Source organism: Nocardioides sp. NBC_00368 (genome assembly GCF_036090055.1).
Lineage (GTDB): Bacteria > Actinomycetota > Actinomycetes > Propionibacteriales > Nocardioidaceae > Nocardioides.
The window spans coordinates 4,719,455-4,744,314 of sequence record NZ_CP107970.1 but is presented as its reverse complement, the minus strand read 5'-3'; the positions used below and the strand labels follow the sequence as shown (position 1 = coordinate 4,744,314).

Here is a 24,860-nt window from a genome sequence, read left to right as displayed (position 1 = left end):
CAGCTAGAGGCGGGTCGCGGTCTGCACCAGCGTGGCCAGGGCGAGCGAGCGGCTGTGCTGCGGCCAGGCGATGACGGTGGTGACCTCGGGGGCGTCCACGACCGGGACGGTGGCGACGCCGTGATGCTGCTCGGCGCGCGCCGACTCCGGAAGGAGCGCGTACGCCCGGCCGAGCCCGATCAGCTGATAGAGCTGCGCCGAGTCGCGGACCTCGGGGCCGGGGCCGTCGGCGTAGCCGCCGCCTGACGGCCAGCGCATCGGCGGGAGACCGGGGATGTCGTCGAGGTCGGCCAGCGTCAGCTGTGACCGGGTCGACCACGGATGACTGGAGGGCAGGACCGCGACCTGGCCCTCGGTGAGCAGGTCTTCGGAGTCGAGCCCGTCGACGGAGTCGAACGGACGATGCAGCAGCGCGACGTCGGCCCTGCCGTCGCGGAGCCTCGGCCCCTGCTCCCCGATGCCGCACAGGTCGACCTCGACCCTCACCGACCCCGGCTCCGCGGCGTAGGCGTCGAGCAGCTTGGTCAGCAGCTCCGTCGAGGCTCCGGCCTTGGAGACCAGGACCAGACCCGGCTCGGCACCGTCGCCGGTGGCGCGACGGGTGCGGCGCTCGGCCGCGTCGATCGCGTCGAGAGCGGCGCGAGCCTCGGCGAGGAGAACCCGGCCGGCGTCGGTGAGCGTGACACCCCGGCTGTTGCGCTCGAGCAGCGGGCCACCCAGACGCCGCTCCAGCTGGCTGATCGCGCGTGACAGCGGCGGCTGGGCGATCCCGAGGCGAGCGGCCGCACGGCTGAAGTGAAGCTCCTCGGCGACCGCGACGAAGTAGCGAAGCTCCCGGGTCTCCATGGTCTCAACCCTAGCTCCGACCTGGGAACATACCTGAGCGGTATAGGTGGCGACCAAGGTGATATTGGAGTGTTCCGCGGGCCCTGGCCAGGCTGGAGGACATGAGCGAGAACACGATCGCGCTGGTCACCGGCGCCAACAAGGGAATCGGCTACGAGATCGCCGCGGGCCTCGGTGCGCGCAGCTGGAAGGTCGGCGTCGGCGCCCGTGACGACGCCCGTCGCGAGGCGGCCGTCGAGAAGCTGCGTGCGAACGGCGTCGACGCCTTCGGGGTTCCGCTGGACGTGACCGACGACGCCAGTGTCGCGGCCGCGACCCGGCTGATCGAGGAGGAGCACGGCGGCCTGGACGTACTCGTCAACAACGCCGGCGTCACCGGCGGCATGCCGCAGAACCCGACCGAGATCTCGATCGACCAGATGCGGGTCGCGGTCGAGACCAACGTCTTCGGCGTCGTCCGGGTCACCAACGCGATGCCGCCGTTGCTGCGACGCTCCGCCGCACCGCGGATCGTCAACATGTCCAGCAGCGTGGGCTCCCTCGCCCGGCAGACCTCGACGGACGACCCGCTCGCCGTGGGGCCGATCTCGGTGGCGTACAGCCCGACGAAGTCCTACCTCAACGCCGTCACGATCCAGTACGCCAAGGAGCTGCGCGACACGAACATCCTGATCAACCTCGGCTGCCCCGGATTCGTGGCCACCGACCTGAACGGCTTCCGCGGCGTACGCACGCCCGAAGAGGGCGCCCGGATCGCGATCAGCCTGGCGACCCTGCCCGACGACGGTCCGACGGGCGGTTACTTCGAGGACGCCGGCGTCATTCCCTGGTGATTACATTCACGCGAAATCCAAGTACACGACGTCAAAGGAGGCCACTCTAGGGAGCGACTCGGGTCCTCTCGGACCTCTCGGAAGATAGGAGCTCCACAGATGCGCCTCACCCCACGCCGCCTCGGCACGGTCATCGGTTCCCTCCTCGTCACGTTGGCGACCAGCCTGGTCGCCATCACCTCCACGGCCGCTCCCGCTCAGGCCGACGCCTGCTACACCTGGAGCGGCACGCTTCAGCAGGGGTCCACGGGCAACGCGGTCACCCAGCTGCAGATCCGGGTCGCCGGGTGGGCGGCCACGGGCACGGTCTTCTCGATCGACGGGTCCTACGGACCGGCGACGACGACCGCGGTCCGCAACTTCCAGGCCGCCTACGGGCTCGCCGCCGACGGAGTCGCGGGCGCGAACACGTTCAACAAGATCTACGCGCTGCAGGACGACGACTGCACCCCGATCCACTTCTCGTGGAGCGAGGTCGACGACGTCTGCTACGGAGGCTGGCCGACGCCGATCTCCGGCGTGACGATCACGCAGGTCAAGGCCAACCTGATGCAGGCCATGTGGCGCGCCGAGGCGATCCGGCACCGGCTCGGCGACAACCCGCTGCGGGTGACCTCGGCCTACCGCTCGAAGGCGTGCAACGACGCCGTCGGCGGAGCCTCCAACAGCAACCACCTCTACGGCCGGGCGATGGATCTGGTGCCCGGCAGCAGCGCGACGACCATGTGCGGCATCGCCCGTGCCTCACGCCAGTCGTTCCCGCAGGTGCTCGGGCCGGGCTACCCCGACCACAGCGACCACATCCACCTCGGCATCCAGTCGAGCGTCTACCACAGCGCCTCGCAGTGCTTCTGAGCTGCTCAGGGTGACTCGGTGAGCTGGTCGGGATCGGCATCGGTCCCGACCAGCTCGCGGAGCTTGTCGTTGACGTCCCAGATCCCGACGTTCATCCCGGCGGTGACGGTGGCACCGCGCCGCCAGTAGGCGATGAACTCGTCACCCTCGGTGTTCCCGCGGAGGATCACCTCGTCCTCGGGGGCGGAGCGGCCGACGTACTCCATCGAGAACTCGAACTGGTCGGTGAAGAAGTAGGGCTGCCAGTCGTAGGCGCCGTCCTTGCCCAGCATCGACCGGGCCACCAGCCGACCCTGTTTGATCGCGTTGTCCCAGTGCTCGACCCGCAGCGGGCCGAGCGCGGTGTGCTTCGCGAGCGCGACGTCGCCCGCGGCGAAGACGCGCGGATCAGACGTACGCAGCCGCTCGTCGACCACCACGCCGTCGCCGACCTCGAGACCCGCGTCCGCGGCCAGGCTCGTGGCCGGTGCCGCACCGACGGCGACGAGCACGATGTCGGCGGCGATCTCGCCGGCGCTGGTGCGTACGAGACCGGGCTCGATCGCCTCGACCGTCGTCCCGGTGTGGACCTCGACCCCATGACGGGTGTGGAGGGCGGCGACGTGCTCGGCGAGCGTCGGGCCGAGGACGTTGAGCAGCGGCTGCGCGGCCGCCTCGAGCACGACCGCCTTCCCGCCGAGCGCGGTCACCGACGCCGCGACCTCGAGCCCGATCCAGCCGCCGCCGACCGCGACCACCCGGGTGCCGGGCTCGATCGCCTCCTTGAGGCGGCGGGCGTCCTCGACGGTGCGGAGGGTCATCGCGTTCTCGACGCCCGGGATCGGCGGCGTCTTCGGGTCGGCCCCGGTGGCCAGGAGCAGCTGGTCGAAGGGCAGTTCCTCGCCGTTGTCGAGCGTGACGGTGCCGCCGTCCAGGTTCAGGGCGGTCGCGGTGGTGCCGGTCAGGACGGTGACGTCCTTCTCGGCGAACCACGCCTTGTCGTGGGAGAGCTTGAACTCCTTGGCTCCGGAGAGGAAGTCCTTGGAGAGCTGCGGGCGCTCGTAGGGCAGCTCCGGCTCCTTCCCCACCAGGGTCAGGCGGCCGGCGTACCCCTCGTCGCGAAGGGCCTCGATGGCGCTGACAGCCGCGAGACCAGCACCGATGACGACGATCTGCTCAGTTCCCATGACGCCATCGTCCCGCGGATCGGTCTGGCTATGAAGACCCGCGGACGGTCAGGGCCGGTTTCAGCATCACGCCGGGCGCGGCGTAGGACGGAGTGGCCAGCAGCTCCTCGAGCGCCTTGACCAGCTCGCGCGCGGCCTCCTCCAGCGGAGGACGTACGGACGTGATGCCCGGCGGCACCGTCTGCGCGACCTGGGAGTCGTCGAACCCGACGACCGCGACATCCTCACCGAGCCGCAGGCGCCGCTCGAAAAGGGAGTGGAGCACGCCCATCGCCAGCGTGTCGGAGGCACAGACCAGCGCGGTCGGCTCGGTCTCGTCGAGGATCGCGTCGGCGGCGGCCTTGCCCGAGCTGATCGAGTCCTCGGTGCGCGAGGCCAGCCCGGTGGTCGAGAGGCCGTGGGTGTGCATCGCGTGGATCCAGCCGCTGCGCCGCTCCTCACCGAGGAGGGAGTCCTTGTGCCAGCCGATCCAGGCGATCTTGGAGTGGCCGCGCTCGATCAGGTGCTCGGTGGCGATCTCGGCACCGTAGGCGAGGTCGACGTCGACCCAGGGGTGCTTGGCGTCGGGCTGGGTCCAGGGGCGTCCGAAGGAGACGAACCGTGCGCGCCGGGACTGCAGCCAGGTCGTCTGCTGGCCGCCGAGGTGGGTGTCGGTCACCACGAACGCGTCGACCGCCGTCGACCTGAGCAGCTCGTCGTAGCCGTCGAGCGGGTCGGCAGGGTCTCCGTAGAAGAGGAGCACGTGATAGCCGGTCTCGGCCGCGGCCTCGACGAAGGTGTGCACGAACCGGTCCATCATCGCGTTGGCCGTGCCCTCCTGGAGGGCGGGCATCCTCAGGCCGATCAGATGGCTGGCTCGTGTCCGCAGGCTCCGGGCCGCACGGTTGGGCTGGTAGCCGAGCTTGTCGATCGCGTCCTGAACGCGGGCCAGGGTGTCGGCGCGCAGCAGGTCAGGGTTGTTGACCGCGTTGGACACGGTCTGGCGGGACACGCCGGCCAGCTCCGCGACGTCCGCCAGGGTCGGCGGAGCGGCCGAGATATGACCGCCGGAACGCGGCACCGCCACGCTCTGCCTCCCTTGATGCCGATGTGGAACTCTGGATCGTTCCAAGCCATGGTAACGACTGCCGGCCCCTGGGGACGCTTTAGGCCCCATTCCTTGTCGGTGCCTTGGTCTAAGTTGCTGGCCATGGCTACCGCACGATCGTCCAAACGCGCCACCTACCGCTGCTCGGAGTGCGGCTGGGAGACCGGGAAGTGGGTCGGTCGCTGCGGCGAGTGCCAGGCCTGGGGGTCGGTCGCCGAGACGGCGGCCCCGATCGGACGTACGCCGGCGGCCCCCGTCTCCACCGCCGCGGTGCCGATCGGGAAGGTGTCGGTGACCGAGTCGGAACGGCGTACGTCGGGGGTGCCGGAGCTCGACCGGGTGCTCGGCGGCGGGCTGGTGCCGGGGGCCGCCATCCTGCTGGCGGGCGAGCCGGGCGTCGGGAAGTCGACGCTGCTGCTCGAGGTGGCGGCGCAGACGGCGCGCTACGGACGCCGGGCGCTCTATGTGACGGGCGAGGAGTCCGCCTCGCAGGTGCGCCTGCGGGCCGACCGGACCAACGCGATCCAGGACGAGCTCTATCTGGCCGCCGAGACCGACCTCGGTGCCGTGCTGACCCACATCGAGGAGACCCGGCCCGACCTGATCGTGGTCGACTCGGTGCAGACCATCGGCGCCTCCGGGGTCGAGGGTGTTCCCGGTGGCGTGACCCAGGTGCGCGAGGTGGCGGCGGCGCTGATCCGAGTCGCCAAGACCCGCAACATCACCACCGTCGTGGTCGGCCACGTGACCAAGGACGGGGCGATCGCCGGGCCGCGGGTGCTGGAGCACCTGGTCGACGTGGTCCTCCACTTCGAGGGTGCCCGCGACTCCCGGTTCCGGATGGTGCGGGCGATGAAGAACCGCTTCGGCCCGGTCGACGAGGTGGGCTGCTTCGACCTGTCCTCGGAGGGCATCGTCGCGGTCACCGACCCGTCCGGGCTCTTCGTGGAGACCCATCACGTCTCGGTACCCGGCACGTGCGTCACCGTGACGATGGAGGGGCGCCGCCCGCTGCTCGCCGAGATCCAGGCGCTGACCGTGCTGGGTGCGGAGGAGCGGGCGAAGCGTACGACCTCGGGGTTGGACGGCTCCCGGCTCGCGATGATCCTCGCCGTGCTGCAGCGACACGCACGGGTCGGCCTCTCGGGCCGTGACGTGTTCGCCTCGACCGTCGGCGGGGCCCGGATCAGCGATCCGGCCGCCGACCTGGCGATGGCGCTCGCGGTCGCCTCCAGCCACACCGGCACACCGACGCCACGCGGGGTGGTGGCACTGGGGGAGATCGGCCTGGCCGGCGAGCTGCGGCGGGTGCGCGATCTCGACCAGCGGCTCTCTGAGGCGGCGCGGCTGGGGTTCACCGTCGCGGTCGTCCCAGCCGACCCGGGCACTCCGGTGCCCAACCGCCCCAATGAGCGCGATGTCGACGGCATGCGTGTCTTTGAGGTCCACAGCATCAGTGCCGCGCTGGAATTCCTCCGCTTGGTGTGATCGGCTTGGGGACTCGTGGCCGATCGTTCTCGGCATTACGGTTGGATCCACGGTTAGAATCACCCCATCCCACTCCGAAAGGAATCTCGTGCCCGCCGACCGCACCGCGGACTCACTCCGACTGCGCGAGACGCTCGCTCTGATCGCGCCCGGAACACCGCTGCGTGACGGGCTCGAGCGCATCCTTCGCGGCCGCACCGGCGCGCTGATCGTGCTCGGCCACGACAAGATGGTCGATGCCATCTCGACCGGTGGTTTCACGCTGGACGTGCCGTTCACCTCCACCGGCCTGCGCGAGCTCGCCAAGATGGACGGGGCGATCATCGTCGACGACTCGCTGAGCCGCATCGTGCAGGCCGCGGTCCACCTGATGCCCGACCACACCATCCCCTCGACCGAGACCGGCACCCGGCACCGCACCGCCGACCGGGTCGCGAAGCAGACCGGTCACCCGGTGATCTCGGTGTCCCAGTCGATGCAGATCATCGCTGCGTACGTCGGACAGACCCGCCACGTCCTGGAGGACTCCGGCCAGATCCTCTCCCGCGCCAACCAGGCGCTGGCGACGCTGGAGCGCTACAAGCTCCGACTCGACGAGGTGGCGTCCACCCTGTCGGCGCTGGAGATCGAGGACCTTGTGACCGTGCGCGACGTCGCCGTCGTCGCCCAGCGCCTCGAGATGGTCACCCGCATCGCCCGTGAGATCGAGGACTACGTGCTCGAGCTCGGCACCGACGGCCGGCTGCTGTCCCTCCAGCTGGAGGAGCTCATCACCGGCGTCGACGCTGAGCGCGAGATGGTCATCCGCGACTACCTCCCCCGCGGCCGCCGCGCGCGTTCGCCTGAGGAGCTCCTCGCCGAGCTCGAGGCGCTCAACTCCGCAGAGCTCGTCGACCCCGCCGCCACCGCCCGGGTCCTGGGCCTGACCACTTCGGATGCGTTGGACGGCGCCGTCGCCCCGCGCGGCTACCGCCTCCTCGCGAAGGTCCCCCGGCTCCCACCCGCCGTGGTCGACCGCCTCGTCGACCACTTCGGCACCCTGCAGAAGCTCCTCTCCGCCAGCGTCGACGACCTCCAGGCCGTCGAGGGCGTCGGCGAGCTCCGCGCCCGCTCCGTCCGCGAGGGCCTCTCCCGCCTGGCCGAGTCCACCATCCTCGAACGCTACGTCTGACCCCTCGCCGAGTCCTGAGTTCTGGCGGCTGAATCTGCAGTTGTGGCGAACGAAACTGTCGTTTCGTTCGCCACAACTGCAGATTCGGCTGCCGGTTCTACCTGTTCGGCACCGGAGAATCGGGTTCCGTACGCGACAGGGCGCTGCCCGGCTTGTAGAGGCCGAACGTGGCCGATGACGGTTCGCCACCGAGGGCGGCGGCGACGATCACGAAGAAGTTCGGCTTCACCCACGGGCCGTGACCGGTGCACTCGCCGGCGACGACCCGGCGGCCGGTCCAGGTCAGGGGCAGCGTGGTGACGACGTCGCGGCGTACGACGATCTCCTTGGTCGGCACCGCCTTGGGACAGTCGACCGTCGACCAGACCAGGTCGCCACCCTTCTGCGAGATCCGCACCTGCAGCGCGTCCGCGGAGAGCTTCCAGGTGCACGCGGTCGCCTTCACGGTGCGCAGCTGCAGCGGGATGGTGACGTTGTCGTAGGAGTAGCCGTCGGTGACGGCGGGCTCGACGACGATGTCGGAGGGCGAGCACTCGCCGGTGGGCTCCGGCGGCGCGCTGCTCTTCGGCTTCGCGGGCTTGTTACCGCCCGCCTTGCCCGCCTTCTTCGAGGGCTCCGCACTCGGCGTCGGCGTGACCGTCACGGTGGCGGTGGGCTGGTCAGCCACCGGCTTCGCGGTGTCGTCCGACCCGTCGGACCCGCTGAGGAAGAAGCGCGAGATCCCGACGATCAGGAGCATGACGATGCCGAGCACCGCCAGCCTCCGACGCCAGTAGACCGAGGCCGGCAGTCGTCCTCCAGTCCTTCTCGCACGGGCCATAGGCGACACCGTAATGACCCTTCGCCCAGGTTTCGGGGTGCCACTCCGTGACAATACCTGTCGCACGGCACAATCGGGGTGTGACCGAACTCCACGACGCCGTTCTGGACTGGTACGACGCCAACGCCCGCGACCTCCCGTGGCGGACCGCGACCGCGACTCCGTGGTCGGTGATGGTCAGCGAGTTCATGCTCCAGCAGACCCCTGTCTCCCGGGTGCTCCCCGTCCACGAGGCGTGGCTGGAGCGCTGGCCGACCCCTGCCGATCTGGCCGCAGAGCCGACCGGCGAGGCTGTCCGCGCCTGGGGCCGCCTCGGCTACCCCCGTCGAGCCTTGCGCCTGCACGCCGCCGCCACCGCGATCGTCGAGCAGCACGGCGGCGAGGTGCCCGACTCCTACGACGAGCTGATCGCGCTCCCCGGCGTCGGCGACTACACCGCGGCGGCCATCGCCACCTTCGCCTACGGCAAGCGCCACGTGGTCCTCGACACGAACGTACGCCGCGTCTTCGCCAGGACGCTCAGCGGTGTCGAGTTCCCCGCACCGTCGGTCAACAAGGCCGAGCGCGAGCTCGCCGCCGGCGTACTCCCCCACGACGAGCCCACCGCCGCCACCTGGTCGGTCGCCGTCATGGAGCTCGGCGCCCTGGTCTGCACCGCAGCCGGGCCATCCTGCGCTCGCTGCCCCGTCGCGGACCTGTGCGCCTGGCGCGCGGCCGGCCACCCCGCGTACGACGGACCTCCGCGCAAGGTCCAGACCTGGGCCGGCACCGATCGCCAGTGCCGCGGCCGGCTTCTGGCCGTGCTCCGCGACGCCGACTCCCCCGTCCACCGCAGTCGCCTCGACGTCGTCTGGTCCGACGAGACCCAACGCAAACGCGCCCTGGAAGGCCTGTTGAAGGACAATCTGGCCGCCGAGGTGGAGCCGGACTTCTTCGCCCTCCCCTAACCTCCAGCCGACCTTCAGCCGAAACTGCAGAAATGGCGGACGAAACTCTACTTTCGTCCGCCACAACTGACGTCTCGTCCGCCACAACTGACGTCTCGGCCGCCACAACTGACGTCTCGGCCGTTTTTACTGCCCACTCGGCGGGGATAAAGCGACGCCCCGGCCTAAACGGCCGGGGCGTCGCCTTTGAACGGATTACTCCGAGTCGGGCTTCGGCTTCTCGATGTTGATCGGCTCATCCTGGTCGGGGAGCTCGATATCGGTCACCGTCGCGCCCTCGAGAGGAGGGACGTCCGGGATGGAGGAACGCTTCTGACCCTCGAAGGTGAACTTCGCGGCCGGGCCCTCTCCCTCGACGTCGACCACGACGATCGAGCCGGGGCCGATGTCGCCGTAGAGCATCTTCTCGGCGAGCACGTCCTCGATCTCGCGCTGCACCGTGCGGCGCAGCGGACGGGCGCCCAGGACCGGGTCGAAACCGCGCTCGGCGAGCAGCTTCTTCGCGGCCGTGGTGAGCTCAATGCCCATGTCGCGGTCCTTGAGGCGGATCTCGACGGCACCGATCATGTTGTCGACCATCGCGATGATCTGCTCCTGCGACAGCGGCGGGAACACGATGACCTCGTCGACACGGTTGAGGAACTCCGGACGGAAGTGCTGCTTGAGCTCGTCGGAGACCTTCGACTTCATCCTCTCGTAGGACCCCGCCTTGTCGCTGGCCTGGGAGAAGCCCAGGTTGACCGACTTGGCGATGTCTCGGGTGCCGAGGTTGGTGGTCATGATGATCACGGTGTTCTTGAAGTCGACCACGCGGCCCTGGGAGTCGGTCAGGCGACCTTCCTCCAGGATCTGCAGCAGCGAGTTGAAGATGTCCGGGTGAGCCTTCTCGACCTCGTCGAAGAGGACCACGGAGAACGGCTTACGGCGCACCTTCTCGGTGAGCTGGCCACCCTCCTCGTAGCCGACGTAGCCCGGAGGCGAACCGAAGAGCCGCGAGACGGTGTGCTTCTCGCCGAACTCCGACATGTCGAGCTGGATCAGCGCGTCCTCGTCGCCGAAGAGGAACTCGGCGAGCGTCTTGGACAGCCAGGTCTTACCGACACCGGACGGACCGGCGAAGATGAACGAACCGCCGGGGCGCTTCGGGTCCTTCAGACCGGCACGGGTGCGTCGGATGGCACGGGACAGGGCCTTGACCGCCTCGTCCTGGCCGATGACGCGCTTGTGGAGCTCGTCCTCCATGCGCAGCAGTCGCGCGGACTCCTCCTCGTTGACCTGCACGATCGGGATGCCGGTCGCGACGGCGAGAACCTCGGCGATGAGCTCCTCATCCACCTCGGCGACCTCGTCCATGTCGCCGGCACGCCAGGCCTTCTCACGCTCGGCCTTCTTGGCGATGAGCTGCTTCTCCTCGTCGCGCAGACGGGCCGCCGCCTCGAAGTCCTGGCCGTCGATCGCGGCCTCCTTGCGCTGGCGCACGTCGGCGATCTTGTCGTCGTACTCCCGCAGGTCGGCAGGGGCCGTCATCCGGCGGATGCGCAGACGCGAGCCGGCCTCGTCGATCAGGTCGATCGCCTTGTCCGGCAGGAACCGGTCGGAGATGTAACGGTCGGCCATGGTGACCGCAGCGACCAGGGCCTCGTCGGTGATCGTGACCCGGTGGTGGGCCTCGTAGCGGTCGCGGATGCCCTTGAGCATCTCGATCGCGACCGCGATCGTCGGCTCCGGCACCTGGATCGGCTGGAAACGACGCTCGAGAGCGGCGTCCTTCTCCAGGTATTTCCGGTATTCGTCCAGCGTCGTCGCACCGATGGTCTGCAGCTCACCGCGAGCCAGCATCGGCTTGAGGATCGAGGCGGCGTCGATCGCGCCCTCGGCCGCACCGGCGCCGACGAGGGTGTGGATCTCGTCGATGAACAGCACGATGTCGCCGCGGGTCTTGATCTCCTTGAGCACCTTCTTGAGGCGCTCCTCGAAGTCACCGCGGTAACGCGAGCCGGCGACCAGCGCACCCAGGTCGAGGGTGTAGATCTGCTTGTCCTTGAGCGTCTCGGGCACGTTGCCCTTGACGATGTCCTGGGCCAGCCCCTCGACGATCGACGTCTTGCCGACGCCGGGCTCACCGATCAGGACCGGGTTGTTCTTCGTACGCCGCGACAGCACCTGCATCACGCGCTCGATCTGGCCTTCCCGACCGATGATCGGGTCGAGCTTGCCCTCGCGGGCGTCCTGGGTCAGGTTGCGGCCGAACTGGTCGAGCACGAGGCTGGAGGAGGGCGCCTCGGTCGAAGTCGTGCCGGTCGACGCGGTGGCGCCGGAGGTGCCGGCCTGGCCCTCCTTGCCCTGGAAGCCCGAGAGCAGCTGGATGACCTGCTGGCGGACCCGGTTGAGGTCGGCGCCGAGCTTCTGCAGCACCTGGGCGGCAACGCCCTCGCCCTCACGGATCAGGCCGAGCAGGATGTGCTCGGTGCCGATGTAGGAGTGGCCGAGCTGCAGCGCCTCGCGCAGGGACAGCTCGAGCACCTTCTTGGCACGCGGCGTGAACGGGATGTGCCCGGACGGTGCCTGCTGGCCCTGGCCGATGATCTCCTCGACCTGGTTGCGGACCGCCTCGAGCGAGATGTCGAGGGACTCGAGGGCCTTGGCAGCGACGCCTTCTCCCTCGTGGATCAGGCCGAGCAGGATGTGCTCGGTCCCGATGTAGTTGTGGGAGAGCATGCGGGCCTCTTCCTGGGCCAGCACGACCACCCGGCGGGCTCGGTCAGTGAACCGCTCGAACATGTACGCATCTCTCCTAAGAATTCTGGGGCGTCACCAAGATTCAACCCCGCAGACAGCCTACGCGTTCCCGACAACACAACGCGATCCGTGCGCTGAGAGCGAACACGCGTTCCGTACCCCGGACAGCGCCGCCCACACCGGCGGGCACACAAACGCGGCTGCCGCGCCCCGGAGGGCACGGCAGCCGGTCGTTCGGTGCGGCGAGATCCGCCGGTCAGTGAGCCGCTTCGAAAGCGGCCCGGACGTCGGCCGGAATGCGGCCACGGTCGGGCACGGTGTAACCGTTGGCCTTTCCCCACTCCCGCATGACCTTCGGGGTCGACCCGCCGGCGGTGGGAGCCTTCTTGGCGCTGCCGCGTCGGCCGCTCACCTTCTGGGCGTGACCGATGAAGAGCGCGAGAGAATCACGCAGCTTTGCCGCATTGGCGTCGCTGAGATCAATCTCGTAAGAGGTGCCGTCCAGGGCGAAAGACACCGTCTCCGCAGCTTCCGAGCCGTCGATGTCATCCTCGAGGATGATCTGAACCTTCTTAGCCATGTTCCTACCTTCACTGCTCTTCACCCGGAAACGGGCCGAATATAGGCCCCGCGGTTAAGCGAGATGCGCATAGCATTACATATCATCCAGATGAATCAACAGGGTGGCATACCGAAAAACGCTAACGGCCGACATTCCTCTGGAATATCAGTTCCAGACCTTGCATCGTCAGCCACGGAGAATGCACCGAGAAGCATTTACTCTCACCGAGAACGAACTCCGCGAGATAGCCGGTCGCAATCACCGCAACGTCGTCCGCGGGCACACCCAGCTCGGCAATGATCCGGGCGACCAGACCCTCGACCTGCGCCGCGACTCCGAACACCATTCCGGACTGCAGGGCCTCGACCGTGTTCTTGGCGATCACCGAACGCGGCCGGGCGAGCTCGACCTTCCGAAGCTGCGCGCCGCGCCGGCCCAGGGCCTCGAGGGACAGCTCGATGCCCGGCAGGATCGCACCGCCGACGTACTGCCCCGCGGCGTTGACGACGTCGAAGGTCGTCGCCGTGCCGCGGAAGTCGACCGCGATCGCCGGGCCGCCGTGGAGCGCCACGGCCGCGACCGCGTTGGCGATCCGGTCGGTGCCGACCTCGCGCGGGTTGTCCATGAGGATCGGGATGCCGGAGCGTACGCCCGGCTCGACCACCACGCTCTCGACCGAGCCGAGATGGCGGGCGATCATCTCGCGCCACTCGTGCAGGACCGCGGGCACGGTCGCGCACACCACCACGCCGTCCACGCTCGCCACCAGCGCATCGCCGAGAATCCCCCGCAGCAGCGCCCACCATTCGTCGGCGGTGCGGTGCTCGAGCGTGGAGACCTTCCAGTCGGCGGACACGACGCCATCGGCGATCAGCCCGAGAACCGTGTGGCTGTTGCCGATGTTGACAGCGAGCAGGGACATGGCGGGTCGCCTCAGCCCTCGGACAGGTCGAAGCCGATGTCGAAGACCTTCACCGAATGGGTCAGCGCGCCGACGGAGAGATAGTCGACACCGGTCTCGGCGACCTCCCGGGCCCGGTCGAGGGTCAGCCCACCGGACGCCTCGAGCACCGCACGTCCGGCGGTGATCTCGACGGCCTCCTTCATCATCGCGGTCGACATGTTGTCGAGCATGATCCGGCCGCAACCGGCGGCGAGCAGCGCCTCGAGCTCCTCGAGCGTGGTCACCTCGACCTCGATCGGCACGTCCGGGTAGGCGAACTTCACGGCCTCGTAGGCCTGCACCGCGCCGCCGGCGGCGACGATGTGGTTGTCCTTGACAAGCGCCATGTCGCACAGCGACATCCGGTGGTTGGCGCCCCCGCCGCAGCGCACGGCGTACTTCTCCAGGGACCGGAAGCCCGGCAGCGTCTTGCGGGTGTCGAGGACCTGCGCGCCGGTGCCCTCCAGGGCCTCGGTCCAGGCCGCGACGCCGGTGGCGACGCCGGAGAGGTGGGAGGCGTAGTTGAGCGCCGTACGCTCCGCGGTCAGCAGCCCGCGGGTCGGCCCGGCGATCCGCATGATGACGTCGCCGGCCTTCACCTTGGAGCCGTCCTTGACGCGGTCGGTCACCGTGACCGAGTCACCCATGACGTACGCGAAGACGAGCTCGGCCACGCCGAGGCCGGCCACCACGCCGTCCTCCCGGGCGGCGAAGACGCCGATCCCGGTCGAGTCGGGGGCGATCGTGGCCACCGACGTGACGTCCTCGCTGGGCATCTCACCGGGAGCGGCCGAGGGCAGATCCTCGTCGAGGGCGAGCTCGACGGCGTCGTAGACCTCGCCGGCGTCCAGGCCGGCCTTGGTCAGCTCCTCGCGCAGCGACTGCGGGATCTCGTCGAAGGGCACGCGTCGGATGGTCATCAGGCTCCTGCCATGGTTGTGGTGGTGCGGTCGGTCGCTGGGGCCGGGGTGAAGCTGACGACAGTCTCGCCGTCCCGGAGCCGAACGTCGAAGTGGCCGGCGAACCCGGCGTCGTCGCGCTCGGCGAAGTCCTCGCGCCAGTGGGACCCGCGGGTCTCCTCGCGCAGCAGCGCGGACTTCGCCAGGGCGAGGGAGACGGTCAGCAGGTTGGTCGCCTCCCAGGCGGCGGGGTCGATCTCGGTCGCGGCGGTCGTGCCGAGCTCCTCGAGCTCGTCGAACGCCTCGGCGAGACCGGTCGCGTTGCGGAGCACCCCGACCTTGGTCGTCATCGTCTCCTGCAGCTGCTTGAGCGCGGTGCCCGGGACGAGCGGGCGCCCCGTGCCGGCACCCGGCTCGGGATCCTCCAGCTGACGCAGCTCACCGGGCAGCACCTCTGCGATCCGGCGGGAGAACACCAGCCCCTCGAGCAGCGAGTTGGAAGCGAGCCGGTTGGCGCCGTGGACGCCGCTGCAGGCGACCTCGCCGGTGGCGTAGAGCCCGGGTACGTCCGAACGACCCCACAGGTCCGTGCGTACACCGCCGGAGGCGTAGTGGCACGCCGGGGCGACCGGGATCAGGTCGACGGACGGATCCACGCCGTGCGAGAGCAGCGAGGCGAGGATGTTCGGGAAACGGCGCTCCCAGAACGCCCGGGTGGCTGAGGTCTCCTCTGCGGTGATCTCGACAGGCTCGATCACCGGACGGCCCAGATGACGGGCGTCGAGCCACATGTTGGGGTGGCCGGTCTCGAGCATCCGCTTCATGATCGCCTTGGAGACGATGTCGCGCGGCGCCAGGTCCTCGAGCTCGTGGACACCCTCCATGAGCCGGTTGCCGTCCCAGTCCACCAGGAAGGCGCCCTCGCCGCGTACGGCCTCGGAGATCAGCGGCTGCTGGCCACGGGAGTCCTCACCCAGATACATCACCGTGGGGTGGAACTGGACGAACTCCAGGTCGCGCAGCGTCGCACCGGCCCGCAGCGCGATCGCCATCCCGTCGGCCGTGGCGACCGCGGGGTTGGTGGTCTGGGAGAAGACCTGGCCGAGGCCGCCGGAGGCGAGGACGACAGCCCGGGTACGCACGATCCCGACACCGTCCGCATCGCCCTCACCCATCACATGGATGGTCAGGCCGGCGACGCCGCCGTCGGCGGCGGTCAGCAGGTCGACGACCATCGCGTGCTCGAAGACCAGGATCTCCGGAGCGCGCCGGACCGCCTCCATCAGCGCGCGCTGGATCTCGGCGCCGGTCGCGTCGCCGTCGGCGTGCGCGATCCGGTCGCGGCGGTGACCGCCCTCCCGGGTGAGGGACAGGTTGCCCTCGGGGTCCTTGTCGAAGTCGGCGCCCCACTCGATGAGCTCGCGCACGGCCTCGGCGCCCTCACCGACCAGGACACGTACGGCCTCCAGGTCGCACGCCCCGGCGCCTGCCACGAGCGTGTCGACCTCGTGCTGGTCGGGGGTGTCACCTTCGCCGAGCGCGGCCGCGATGCCGCCCTGGGCCCACTGCGTCGAGCCGGCCTGAAGCACGTCCTTGGTGACGACGGCGACCCGCTCGACCTGGTCCTTCAGCCGCAGCGCCGCGGTGAGCCCGGCGATCCCCGAGCCCACCACGATCACGTCCGCCCACTCGGTCCAGCCCGGATCACGGGCGGAGAGCAGCTGCATGTTCATAGCCGCACGCTACTGCGTGAGAACGAGCGGTCCACGCATCTGGTCGGTCCCTGGAACCGGCTCGCTCCGGTCGGAGCCGAGCGCGACGATGTGGTTCGCCTCGTCGACGTGGACGACGTGCGGCTCGAACGCCTTGGCCTCCTCGGTGGTCATCTGCGCGTACGCGATGAGGATGACGAGGTCGCCGGGGTGGACCAGGTGGGCGGCGGCGCCGTTGATCCCCAGGACGCCCGACCCGCGCTCGCCCGCGATCGTGTAGGTCTCCAGGCGGGCACCGTTGGTGATGTCGACGATGGAGACCAGCTCGCCGGGAAGGATGTCCGCGGCGTCGAGGAGATCTGCGTCGACGGTCACCGAGCCGACGTAGTGGAGGTCTGCCTGGGTGACCGTGGCGCGGTGGATCTTGCCGGTCATCATGGTGCGCAGACGAGTCATCGGGATGCTCCGATCGTGAGGCTCATGTTGTCGATGAGTCGGGTCGTGCCGACCCGGGCGGCGATGAGGATCCGGGCTTCGGTGCCCGGCTCCGGTTCGGTGGGCAGCGCCGCCAGCGCGGGGTCGGTGACCACGAGGTAGTCGAGGTCGACGCCCTTCGAGCGACGCAGCTCGGCGCGAGCCGCCTGGAGCGCGGCCTCGACGCCGTGCGCGGCCTCGACCTGCGCGGCGTAGAGCGCCCGCGACAGCGTCGTCGCCTCCTCCCGCTGCTCGGGCGAGAGGTAGCGGTTGCGCGAGGAGAGTGCCAGGCCGTCGGGCTCGCGCTGGGTCGGGGCACCGACGACGTCGACGCCGAGGCACAGATCGGCCGACATCCGGCGGATCAGCGTCAGCTGCTGGTAGTCCTTCTCGCCGAAGACGGCGACATCTGGCTTGACCAGCCCGAACAGCTTCGCGACGACGGTCAGCACGCCGCCGAAGTGGCCCGGCCGGGTCTTGCCCTCGAGCACGTCGGCGAGCGGACCGGGGGCCACCGTGACCTGCGGGTCGCCGCCGGGGTAGACCTCGTCGACCGAGGGCGCGAAGACGACGTCGACGCCCTCGCGCTCGCAGACCTCCAGGTCCGCCTCGAGCGTGCGCGGGTAGCGGTCGAGATCCTCGCCCGCGCCGAACTGCAGCGGGTTGACGAAGATCGACACGACGACCGGACCGTCACCGACCCGCTCGCGGGTGACCCGCATCAGCGACGCGTGGCCCTCGTGGAGCGCGCCCATCGTGGGCACGAACCCGACGGGGGTGCCGTCACGACGGGCGGAGTCGAGGAGCTTCGCGAGCTCCTCACGAGTAGAGGCGAGCTGCGTCGAAGCGGAGCCCGAGACAATGTGCGCGGTCATCACTGGTTCCAGAGGTGGACGGGACGCGGCAACGGCTGCACCGCGGTGCGGTCGGCGGCATCGAGCAGGTTCTTGATCTTGAGCGCCCGGAGCGGCAGCAGCCGCCCGTCGGAGACGGCCCGGTCGAGCGTGGCTCGCGCCATCGAGACGTACGAGGCCAGGGTCTGCGGCGCGTTGGTGCGGATGTCGTCGAGGTGGGCCGCCACCGTGCCGGCGTCACCGCGGACGATCGGGCCGGTCAGCGCCGCGTCGCCGTGGTCCAGGGCGTTGTCGAGGGCGGCGGTCAGCAGCGGACGGAGCGTCCCCGCGGGGTCGGTGGCACCGGCGGCGGCGAGGATCTCCATCGCCTCGGTGACCAGGGTGACCAGGTGGTTCGCGCCGTGCGCGAGCCCGGCGTGGTAGAGCGTCCGCATCTCCTCGGGCACCCACATCGGGTTGCCGCCGAGATCCTGGACCAGCGCCTCGGCGAAGGCCCGGTCGGCGGGAGAGGCGGCGGTCAGCCCGAAGACGCAGCCCGAGAGCCGGGCCAGGTCGACAGAGGTGCCGGAGAACGTCATCGCCGGGTGGACGGCCATCACATGGGCGCCGATCGCGGCCGCCGGCTCGAGGATCGCCAGGCCGTGGCGGCCGGAGGTGTGGGCGACGTACATCCCGGGGCGGATCGCGCCGGCGTCGGTCATCGTCTGGACGACGTTGCCGAGCATGTCGTCGGGCACGGTGAGCAGAAGGAGGTCGGACGCACGGGCGACGGCGGTCGGCTTCTCGACCGGGACGCCCGGGAGAAGCGAGGCGATGCGTGCGCGAGAGGCGTCGGACTCTCCGGCGACCGCCGCGATCTCATGACCGGCGGACCGAAGCGCTGCAGCAAGGACGGCTCCGACGCGACCCGCGCCGACGACGCCCACCCTGAGTGGGTTCATGGTTGTAGACCTTTCGTTCCAGTCCCTCCGACCACTCCCCCTTGTGAGCGGAGCCGGGTTGGGTACCAGACGTTGTGCCTGCCTGCTCAGCCACCGTGACCGAGCCGTACTGCTGACGGCTTCGCTTGAGCTCAGCCGAAACAAAGGTACGCCGCCCGACACTCTTCTGAAACATCAAGATGCCGTGACTGCGATCACACCAGGCGCCAGGCTGCCGCGGATCACACGCTGAACCAACGGCTGGGTATCACCTCTCCCCCAGCATTGGAGTCAATCGCGCGCGACGTGGAAGAATCCACCCCTCCTTGTCATCTATCAAAGGGTCAGAGTTCAGTGCTTCGTAACGTTGCCGTGCTGCTTGCCGGCGGTGTGGGCTCCCGCGTGGGTCTCGACATCCCGAAGCAGCTCATCAAGATCGCCGGGATGCCCATCATGGAGCACACCCTCGGCGTGCTCGACCGCCACCCGGAGATCGACGAGATCATCATCCTGATGGCTCCCGGCCACCTCGACGCGGTGCACGCGATGACCCGCGACGGCCGCTACCCGAAGGTCTCCAAGATCCTCGAGGGCGCCGAGACCCGCAACGAGACGACCAAGCGCGCCCTGGCCGCCCTTCCCGAGGGCGAGGACTGCAACGTACTCCTCCACGACGCCGTGCGTCCGCTGCTCAGCGAGGAGGTGATCACCGACTGCTTCAAGGCGCTGCTGACCTACCAGGCCGTCGATGTCGCCATCCCCTCCGCGGACACGATCATCGAGCTCAACGACGACAACACCATCGCGCAGATCCCGGACCGCTCGCGGCTGCGCCGCGGCCAGACGCCGCAGGCCTTCCTCGCCTCGACCCTGAAGCGTGCCTACGAGATCGCCGACCAGGACCCGGAGTTCAAGGCGACCGACGACTGCAGCGTGGTGCTGAAGTACCTCCCCGACACCAAGATCTGGGTGGTCGACGGCCACGAGCAGAACATGAAGGTCACCGAGCCGATCGACGTCTACATCGCCGACAAGCTCTTCCAGCTCACCGCCCAGCAGCAGTTCCCGCAGAGGTCCGAGGCCGACTACCGGTCCGCGCTCGAGGGCAAGAACATGGTTGTCTTCGGCGGCAGCTACGGCATCGGCGCCGACATCGCCGAGCTGGCCGAGTCCTACGGCGCCAACGTCGCCTCCTACAGCCGCTCGGCCACCAGCACCGACGTCGCCAAGCGGGCCGACATCGTCGCCGCGGCGGCCGATGCCGGCAAGCGCTTCGGCTCGATCGACTTCGTGGTCAACACCGCGGGCGTGCTGCCCCGTGGTGAGCTCGCCACCGTCTCGGAGGAGACGATCTACAGCGCGACCGAGATCAACTACATCGCGCCGGTGCTGATCGCCCAGGAGTTCTTCCCCTACCTCGCCCGGGCGAAGGGCTCGCTGCTCTTCTTCACCTCGAGCTCCTACACCCGCGGCCGCCGCGGCTACGCGCTCTACTCCTCGGCCAAGGCGGCCACGGTCAACCTGACCCAGGCGCTCGCCGACGAGTGGGCCGACCAGGGCGTACGCGTCAACGCGATCAACCCCGAGCGCACCGCCACCCCGATGCGCACCAAGGCGTTCGGCCAGGAGCCGTCCCACACCCTCCTGGAGTCGAAGGCCGTGGCCCGGGCGTCGCTGGACACCCTGATCGCGTCGAGCACCGGCCACGTCATCGACCTGCGCCGCATCGACCCGATCCAGGAGGCCCTGGACGCCGCGGCGGGGAACTGACCCGATGACGAGCGCCCCGACCGTCCCGGCCGACACCGCCCCCGCCGACACCCCCGCACCCAAGCCCAAGAAGCCCGTACGCCGCCCCCGGCTCGGCGCGCTCGACGCGCTCCGGTTCATCGCGGCAGCGGTCGTCGTGGGCTATCACCTCACCGGCATCGCGACGCCTTACTGGGGTCTCGACCCGCACGAGGTGTTCCCGACCCTCAACCACGTCACCCGCTACGGCTACCTCGGCGTGGAGCTGTTCTTCATCATCAGCGGCTTCGTGATCCTGATGACCGCCTGGGGACGTGACCTGCCCGGTTTCGTCTCCTCCCGGGTCGCCCGGCTGTTCCCGGCCTACTGGGTCGCGGTGGTCATCACCCTGATCCTCCAGGCCTACTGGAAGGGCGGCCGCGACCAGGGATTCGTCGGCGGCCTGATCAACATGACGATGACCCAGGACGCCTGGGACGTACTCAGTGCCCAGGGCGCGTTCTGGACCCTCTGGATCGAGCTCAAGTTCTACCTGCTGATCGGGGTCTTCCTGCTCGTCGGGATCACCAAGCAGCGAGTCATCGCGGTCGCGTTCCTGTGGCCGCTGCTGGCTCAGATCGCCCGGGCGACCGACTCCGGCGTGCTCAACTCGCTCCTGTTCGCCGAGTACGCCCCCTTCTTCGCGATGGGCATGGCGCTGTTCCTGATCTACCGGTTCGGCAACTCGTTCGTCGCCTGGCTGGCGGTGATCTACAACGTGATCCTGGGCATCCGCCAGGCGACGGAGTACGCCGACCGGGCCACCGAGCTCGTCGGCGCCACCGTCTCGCCGCTGGTCACCGGGTTGGCGATCGTCGCGTTCGCAGCGCTCGTCTGGCTCGTCTCCGCCGGCCCGCTGGGCCGGGTGGAGGCGCGCTTCCTGACCACGCTCGGCGCGCTGACCTACCCGCTCTACCTGATCCACGCGCAGTTCGCGTTCTGGGTGATCGACACGTTCCACGGCCGCTATGACGAGTACGTCGTGCTGGCCGCCGCCGTCGCGACCGCCCTCGTGCTGGCCATCGCGCTCCACTACCTCGTCGAGCGGCGCCTCCACGATCCGGTGCGCGACGCCGTCTTGCGCGGTTTGCGAGAGACTCCGACGCCGGGGCGCTAATGTCGCTCCATGCGGCTCCTGGTCAGGCCGGATCGCAGCAGCACGGCTCGACCCCGGCACATCAATCCATCCCGAGTGCGGCTCCGTCAGGAGATGGCACGCTTCGCCAAAGGCACCAAACGGGGCATGCGAGTCCTCGACGCGGGCGCCGGACGCTCGCCCTACCGCAAGCTGTTCAAGCATGCCCACTACGAGGCCGCTGACTTCGCTCAGCTGGACTCGTCGTACGCACCTCTGGACTACGTCTGCGACATCACCGACATCCCGGTCGATGACGGCCGCTTCGACCGGGTGATCTGCAACCAGGTCCTCGAGCACGTGCCCGAGCCGGAGAAGGCCATCGCGGAGCTGCACCGCGTGCTGAAGCCGGGCGGGCGCATCTTCCTCTCGGCGCCACTCTTCTTCGCCGAGCACCAGAAACCCTACGACTTCTTTCGCTACACCCAGTTCTCGCTGCGGAAGATGTTCGAGGAGGCCGGGTTCGAGATCGCCCGGATGAACTGGCTCGAGGGCTACTTCGGGACGGTCGCCTACAGCTACCAGATGATGGCGAAGAACCTCCCCGCCGGCGTCGACGAGCTCCGCGGCCGGGGTCTGCGCTGGAAGCTCGCCTACATCGCCCCGATCGTGCTCCTCAACCGCAAGCTCGCAGTCCGGCTCAGCCGCATCTACGCACGGTTGGAGATCTCCGGCCGCCGCTACGAGCGTGGCATGCCGAAGAACTACGTCGTGGTCGCCCGCAAGCCCGAGACGGCTACGCCGGGCACGCCGAAGCCACCGGCCGTCGAGGCGAAGGCCGCCGCGACCACCGCCGAGCTCGAGGCCGAGGTCGCCAGGCTGAGGGCGGAGACCATCCGCACCCGGGAGTCCGTACGCGACCCGCTGGCCGACCTCGCGCTCCCCGCCGAGGTCCGCACCGTCCTCGACGGCGTCCGCGCCGAGCACCTCACCTACCTCAAGCCCGAGAACCTCGAGGTGCTGGCCCGCCAGGTCCTGGACGCGGACCTCCACGACCGGCCCGGCCTGATCATCGAGACCGGGGCGGCGCTCGGCGGCTCCGCGATCACGATGGCGGCGGCGAAGGACCCGAAGCGGCCGATGCGGGTCTACGACGTCTTCGGGATGATCCCGGAGCCCTCCGAGCGCGACGGCGAGGACGTGCACAAGCGCTACCGCAAGATCGTCAGCGGCACCTCGAAGGGGATCGGCGGGGAGACCTACTACGGCTATCGCGACAACCTCTACGACGAGGTGAGCGACTCGTTCGTCCGGCACGGGATCGACCTGGCCGAGCACAACGTCGAGCTCGTGCAGGGCCTGTTCCAGGACACCCTGAAGATCGACGAGCCGGTGGCCTTCGCCCACCTCGACGGCGACTGGTACGAGTCGACGATGACCTGCCTGGAGCGGATCGTCCCCCACCTGGTCGTGGGCGGACGGATCGTGCTCGACGACTACTTCCACTACAGCGGATGCCGGGACGCGGTCGACGAGTACTTCCAGGACCGGCCCGGGTTCAGGCTGGAGCGACGTACGAAGCTGCACGTCGTCCGCACCATGTAGGAATACCCGGTTAACCGGGTATTCCTACAGGCGGATATCGCGGGCTCAGCGCCGCTGCAGGTGCAGCACGTCGTTCGGCCCGAACGACACCTCGAAGTTCGGGCGTACGTCACGGGGCCGGCCGAGCTTGGTCTGCCAGCTCCAGTTGTGGACGGTGAACCGGAGCCGCAGGTCCAGGTTGCGCGAGTCCTCGGAGAACTGCTCGAAGACCTCCGCGAGGTCGAACCTGGAGGCGAGCCGGAAGGCGCCCCGACCCTCGGGTGAGACCTCGAGCGGCAGCGAGGCGACCTCGCCGGTCTCGTTGCAGACGGCGTCGAGGGTGACGATCCGGTCCGCCATCACGCCCTTCGGCCACTCGCCCATCACGTGGAGCGTGGCGTCGAAGCGGAGCGTACGGGAGTCACGGAAGGCGGCCGAGCTCGCCTGGGTGCGGCCCAGACGGCTGGCCGGGCCGGGCAGGCGGTTGGCGACGCCCTCGGGCATCGGCCGCGCCCAGCCGAGGGCGTGGACGTCGAGCCGGGCACGGGCCTTCTCGATCCGGCCGGGACGCTGCTCGACCGCACCCTCGAAGGCGACCCGCCAGTCCTCGAGGAAGGCGCGCCAGGTGTGCTTGCTCGCCTTCTCCAGCGCCTTGCGGGACATCTCGGCCACCATCTCGGGGGCGTCGATCATCCGGATGCAGCGGTCGGCGACGGCGTCGATGTCCTCCGCCTCGACGATGAAGCCGTCGACACCGTCGCTGATCTGCTCGCGCGGACCGTAGTTGATGTCGTAGCTGACCACCGGGCAGCCGAAGGAGAGCGACTCCAGGGTCGCCAGCGGATAGCCCTCGTTGACGCTGGTCATGATGAAGCCGGTGGCGTGCAGCAGCGCCTCCTTGGCCCGCGGGTCGTGACCCATGAGCTGGACGTTCTTGCCGACGTCGAGGGTCTCGATCAGGTCCGCCAGCGGCTTGTAGAGCTTGCCGTCGCCGTAGATCTGGAACTTGGCCTCGGGCCGCTTCTCGATCACCTTCGCGAAGGCCTTGATGGCGTGCTCGAGACGCTTCTGCGGCTCGAGCCGGGCGACCGTGACGAACGTCGCCGGCTCCCGCTCGGGCATCGTCTCGGGCAGCTCCGGCAGCTCGACCGGGTTGGGCACGACGAACCGGTGCGAGGTCGAGCCGTAGCGCATCGCGATGTGCTCGGACTGACGATGGGTCAGGTTGACCAGTGCGTCGTACTCGTGGATGTTGTCCAGCAACGGGGCGTACTTCCCCGAGAGCTGGGAGTTCCAGCGCCGCTCCCTCACCACGTGGTTGTTGTGCATGAGGTGGAGGAAGTAGAAGCGGTCGTCCTGGCGCGGCATGACGTCACGGAGCGCGAACCGGGAGTCGGTCACCATGAAGACGCGCTCGGCGTCACCGGCGAGGATCTCGAGCCAGTGCCACAGCCAGCCGCCGACGGCCTCCCAGGACCGGATCGGACGCCCCTCGGCGTCGGTGAGGATGTAGGGCACCCGGGACGCGGCCGGGGCACCCGGGCCCGGCGCCCGCAGGTAGATCGACCCGTCGGCGCGACGGTAGTCGCGCGCCAGGTCCTTCCCCGACTGGGAGTGGGCGGTGTAGTAGACGGTGCCGTCCGGATGCAGCACGTCCGACGTGGTCGTGCCGGGCACCTCGGCCAGTCGCCCGCCGAGCGCGGCGACGGACTCGTCCGGCGCGTCCGTGGGGGTGTGCTGGCGGTACCACTCGTAGAGGTTGAGCAGCTCCATACCCTCGATCAGCTGGCCCGACTCGCGCAGCACCTCGCGCACCTCGTCGTAGACGGGCTTCGACTCGGTGGTCAGCAGCGTGGTCGGGATCCCGGTGTACTGGGTGATCAGGCGGTTGCGCATGATCATCGCCCGGGTCTGTCCACCGAACTTGGTCGCGATCTCGTTGCACATCGTGAGGTAGCGGCCCTCAGGGAGCGCGACCTGCTCGCGGGGGTTGGGGATCGGCATGCGCAGAGGTTAGTCGGCGTCTTTGGGGATTGCCGATTCTTCGGGCAGGATATCCCGTCTGGATCATAGGGGGGAACGCGTGAACGGACCGCT

The 24,860-nt window shown here is 69.3% G+C and carries 21 protein-coding genes; 8 read left to right on the top strand and 13 right to left on the bottom strand.

The annotated features are described in order from the left end of the window. Positions 1-3 precede the first annotated feature (3 nt). Positions 4-846 carry a LysR family transcriptional regulator gene (locus OG984_RS22635; protein WP_328528434.1) on the bottom strand — a complete coding sequence of 281 codons (843 nt, stop codon included), beginning with the start codon at positions 844-846 and terminating at the stop codon, positions 4-6. Positions 847-947: 101 nt separating this feature from the next. Between OG984_RS22635 and OG984_RS22630 the strand changes: the two genes are divergently transcribed. Continuing rightward, positions 948-1,679 carry an SDR family oxidoreductase gene (locus OG984_RS22630; RefSeq protein ID WP_328528433.1) on the top strand — a complete coding sequence of 244 codons (732 nt, stop codon included), beginning with the start codon at positions 948-950 and terminating at the stop codon, positions 1,677-1,679. Positions 1,680-1,778: 99 nt separating this feature from the next. Continuing rightward, positions 1,779-2,534: a M15 family metallopeptidase gene (locus tag OG984_RS22625; protein WP_328528432.1), complete on the top strand. Its 756-nt coding sequence runs from the start codon at positions 1,779-1,781 to the stop codon at positions 2,532-2,534. A gap of 5 nt (positions 2,535-2,539) precedes the next feature. Here the strand turns inward: OG984_RS22625 and OG984_RS22620 are convergent, their stop codons facing one another. Together OG984_RS22620 and OG984_RS22615 are read right to left on the bottom strand one after the other, a co-directional pair. After that, the gene (locus tag OG984_RS22620) at positions 2,540-3,700 is read right to left on the bottom strand and encodes an NAD(P)/FAD-dependent oxidoreductase (RefSeq protein WP_328528431.1); all 1,161 of its coding nucleotides are present in this window, start codon (positions 3,698-3,700) and stop codon (positions 2,540-2,542) included. 28 nt (positions 3,701-3,728) lie between these two features. Further along, complete coding sequence (locus tag OG984_RS22615; protein ID WP_328528430.1) at positions 3,729-4,766, bottom strand: LacI family DNA-binding transcriptional regulator; 1,038 nt, start codon at positions 4,764-4,766, stop codon at positions 3,729-3,731. Positions 4,767-4,889: 123 nt separating this feature from the next. Between OG984_RS22615 and radA the strand changes: the two genes are divergently transcribed. Next, positions 4,890-6,275, top strand: coding sequence for a DNA repair protein RadA (radA, locus tag OG984_RS22610; protein ID WP_328528429.1), 1,386 nt, complete (start codon positions 4,890-4,892; stop codon positions 6,273-6,275). Positions 6,276-6,363: 88 nt separating this feature from the next. Continuing rightward, positions 6,364-7,446, top strand: coding sequence for a DNA integrity scanning diadenylate cyclase DisA (gene disA, locus OG984_RS22605; RefSeq protein ID WP_328528428.1), 1,083 nt, complete (start codon positions 6,364-6,366; stop codon positions 7,444-7,446). 97 nt (positions 7,447-7,543) lie between these two features. Here disA and OG984_RS22600 read toward each other — a convergent pair whose 3' ends face one another. After that, positions 7,544-8,266, bottom strand: coding sequence for a hypothetical protein (locus OG984_RS22600; protein ID WP_328528427.1), 723 nt, complete (start codon positions 8,264-8,266; stop codon positions 7,544-7,546). 80 nt (positions 8,267-8,346) lie between these two features. On the opposite strand from OG984_RS22600, the gene OG984_RS22595 reads away from it, so the two are divergent. Then, on the top strand, positions 8,347-9,213 hold the full coding sequence (locus OG984_RS22595; protein WP_328528426.1) for an A/G-specific adenine glycosylase: 867 nt from the start codon (positions 8,347-8,349) through the stop codon (positions 9,211-9,213). 195 nt (positions 9,214-9,408) lie between these two features. On the opposite strand, the gene OG984_RS22590 is transcribed toward OG984_RS22595, so the two are convergent. The 8 genes from OG984_RS22590 to OG984_RS22555 all read right to left on the bottom strand — a co-directional run bounded on the left by OG984_RS22590 (position 9,409) and on the right by OG984_RS22555 (position 18,337). Then, complete coding sequence (locus tag OG984_RS22590) at positions 9,409-11,994, bottom strand: ATP-dependent Clp protease ATP-binding subunit (RefSeq protein ID WP_008354870.1); 2,586 nt, start codon at positions 11,992-11,994, stop codon at positions 9,409-9,411. Positions 11,995-12,208: 214 nt separating this feature from the next. Beyond that, entirely contained in the window at positions 12,209-12,532 is a 324-nt protein-coding gene (locus OG984_RS22585; protein WP_328528425.1) for a histone-like nucleoid-structuring protein Lsr2, read from the bottom strand. A 121-nt stretch (positions 12,533-12,653) separates the two neighbouring features. Then, the gene (locus tag OG984_RS22580; RefSeq protein WP_328528424.1) at positions 12,654-13,436 is read right to left on the bottom strand and encodes a type III pantothenate kinase; all 783 of its coding nucleotides are present in this window, start codon (positions 13,434-13,436) and stop codon (positions 12,654-12,656) included. A gap of 11 nt (positions 13,437-13,447) precedes the next feature. Further along, positions 13,448-14,377, bottom strand: a complete 930-nt coding sequence (gene nadC, locus OG984_RS22575; protein ID WP_328528423.1) for a carboxylating nicotinate-nucleotide diphosphorylase — start codon at positions 14,375-14,377, stop codon at positions 13,448-13,450. Then, complete coding sequence (locus tag OG984_RS22570) at positions 14,377-16,089, bottom strand: L-aspartate oxidase (protein ID WP_328528422.1); 1,713 nt, start codon at positions 16,087-16,089, stop codon at positions 14,377-14,379. The genes nadC and OG984_RS22570 overlap by 1 nt, the downstream gene beginning before the upstream one ends. A 9-nt stretch (positions 16,090-16,098) precedes the next feature. Next, positions 16,099-16,524 (bottom strand): aspartate 1-decarboxylase, encoded by a 426-nt coding sequence (panD, locus tag OG984_RS22565; RefSeq protein WP_008354878.1) that lies wholly within the window; start codon positions 16,522-16,524, stop codon positions 16,099-16,101. Continuing rightward, complete coding sequence (gene panC, locus OG984_RS22560) at positions 16,521-17,417, bottom strand: pantoate--beta-alanine ligase (RefSeq protein WP_328528421.1); 897 nt, start codon at positions 17,415-17,417, stop codon at positions 16,521-16,523. Before panC ends, panD begins: the two co-directional genes overlap by 4 nt. After that, on the bottom strand, positions 17,417-18,337 hold the full coding sequence (locus OG984_RS22555; protein ID WP_328528420.1) for a Rossmann-like and DUF2520 domain-containing protein: 921 nt from the start codon (positions 18,335-18,337) through the stop codon (positions 17,417-17,419). Before OG984_RS22555 ends, panC begins: the two co-directional genes overlap by 1 nt. A gap of 333 nt (positions 18,338-18,670) precedes the next feature. Between OG984_RS22555 and OG984_RS22550 the strand changes: the two genes are divergently transcribed. The 3 genes from OG984_RS22550 to OG984_RS22540 are packed head-to-tail and all read left to right on the top strand — an operon-like array spanning position 18,671 to position 22,784. After that, the gene (locus tag OG984_RS22550; RefSeq protein ID WP_328528419.1) at positions 18,671-20,086 is read left to right on the top strand and encodes a bifunctional cytidylyltransferase/SDR family oxidoreductase; all 1,416 of its coding nucleotides are present in this window, start codon (positions 18,671-18,673) and stop codon (positions 20,084-20,086) included. Positions 20,087-20,090: 4 nt separating this feature from the next. Further along, positions 20,091-21,221: an acyltransferase family protein gene (locus tag OG984_RS22545; protein WP_328528418.1), complete on the top strand. Its 1,131-nt coding sequence runs from the start codon at positions 20,091-20,093 to the stop codon at positions 21,219-21,221. A 9-nt stretch (positions 21,222-21,230) separates the two neighbouring features. Next, entirely contained in the window at positions 21,231-22,784 is a 1,554-nt protein-coding gene (locus OG984_RS22540; RefSeq protein WP_328528417.1) for a class I SAM-dependent methyltransferase, read from the top strand. A 45-nt stretch (positions 22,785-22,829) separates the two neighbouring features. Here the strand turns inward: OG984_RS22540 and OG984_RS22535 are convergent, their stop codons facing one another. Next, entirely contained in the window at positions 22,830-24,767 is a 1,938-nt protein-coding gene (locus OG984_RS22535; RefSeq protein ID WP_328528416.1) for a glycosyltransferase, read from the bottom strand. Between the last annotated feature and the right edge of the window lie 93 nt (positions 24,768-24,860).

Coding starts and splice junctions, on each gene's coding strand:
- OG984_RS22635 (WP_328528434.1), bottom strand. CDS start 846: ATGGAGACCCGGGAGCTTCGCTACTTCGTCGCGGTCGCCGAGGAGCTT.
- OG984_RS22570 (WP_328528422.1), bottom strand. CDS start 16,089: ATGAACATGCAGCTGCTCTCCGCCCGTGATCCGGGCTGGACCGAGTGG.
- OG984_RS22535 (WP_328528416.1), bottom strand. CDS start 24,767: ATGCCGATCCCCAACCCCCGCGAGCAGGTCGCGCTCCCTGAGGGCCGC.
- OG984_RS22620 (WP_328528431.1), bottom strand. CDS start 3,700: ATGGGAACTGAGCAGATCGTCGTCATCGGTGCTGGTCTCGCGGCTGTC.
- OG984_RS22540 (WP_328528417.1), top strand. CDS start 21,231: ATGCGGCTCCTGGTCAGGCCGGATCGCAGCAGCACGGCTCGACCCCGG.
- OG984_RS22630 (WP_328528433.1), top strand. CDS start 948: ATGAGCGAGAACACGATCGCGCTGGTCACCGGCGCCAACAAGGGAATC.
- panD (WP_008354878.1), bottom strand. CDS start 16,524: ATGACTCGTCTGCGCACCATGATGACCGGCAAGATCCACCGCGCCACG.
- OG984_RS22580 (WP_328528424.1), bottom strand. CDS start 13,436: ATGTCCCTGCTCGCTGTCAACATCGGCAACAGCCACACGGTTCTCGGG.
- panC (WP_328528421.1), bottom strand. CDS start 17,417: ATGACCGCGCACATTGTCTCGGGCTCCGCTTCGACGCAGCTCGCCTCT.
- OG984_RS22555 (WP_328528420.1), bottom strand. CDS start 18,337: ATGAACCCACTCAGGGTGGGCGTCGTCGGCGCGGGTCGCGTCGGAGCC.
- OG984_RS22585 (WP_328528425.1), bottom strand. CDS start 12,532: ATGGCTAAGAAGGTTCAGATCATCCTCGAGGATGACATCGACGGCTCG.
- OG984_RS22590 (WP_008354870.1), bottom strand. CDS start 11,994: ATGTTCGAGCGGTTCACTGACCGAGCCCGCCGGGTGGTCGTGCTGGCC.
- radA (WP_328528429.1), top strand. CDS start 4,890: ATGGCTACCGCACGATCGTCCAAACGCGCCACCTACCGCTGCTCGGAG.
- OG984_RS22625 (WP_328528432.1), top strand. CDS start 1,779: ATGCGCCTCACCCCACGCCGCCTCGGCACGGTCATCGGTTCCCTCCTC.
- nadC (WP_328528423.1), bottom strand. CDS start 14,377: ATGACCATCCGACGCGTGCCCTTCGACGAGATCCCGCAGTCGCTGCGC.
- OG984_RS22600 (WP_328528427.1), bottom strand. CDS start 8,266: ATGGCCCGTGCGAGAAGGACTGGAGGACGACTGCCGGCCTCGGTCTAC.
- OG984_RS22545 (WP_328528418.1), top strand. CDS start 20,091: ATGACGAGCGCCCCGACCGTCCCGGCCGACACCGCCCCCGCCGACACC.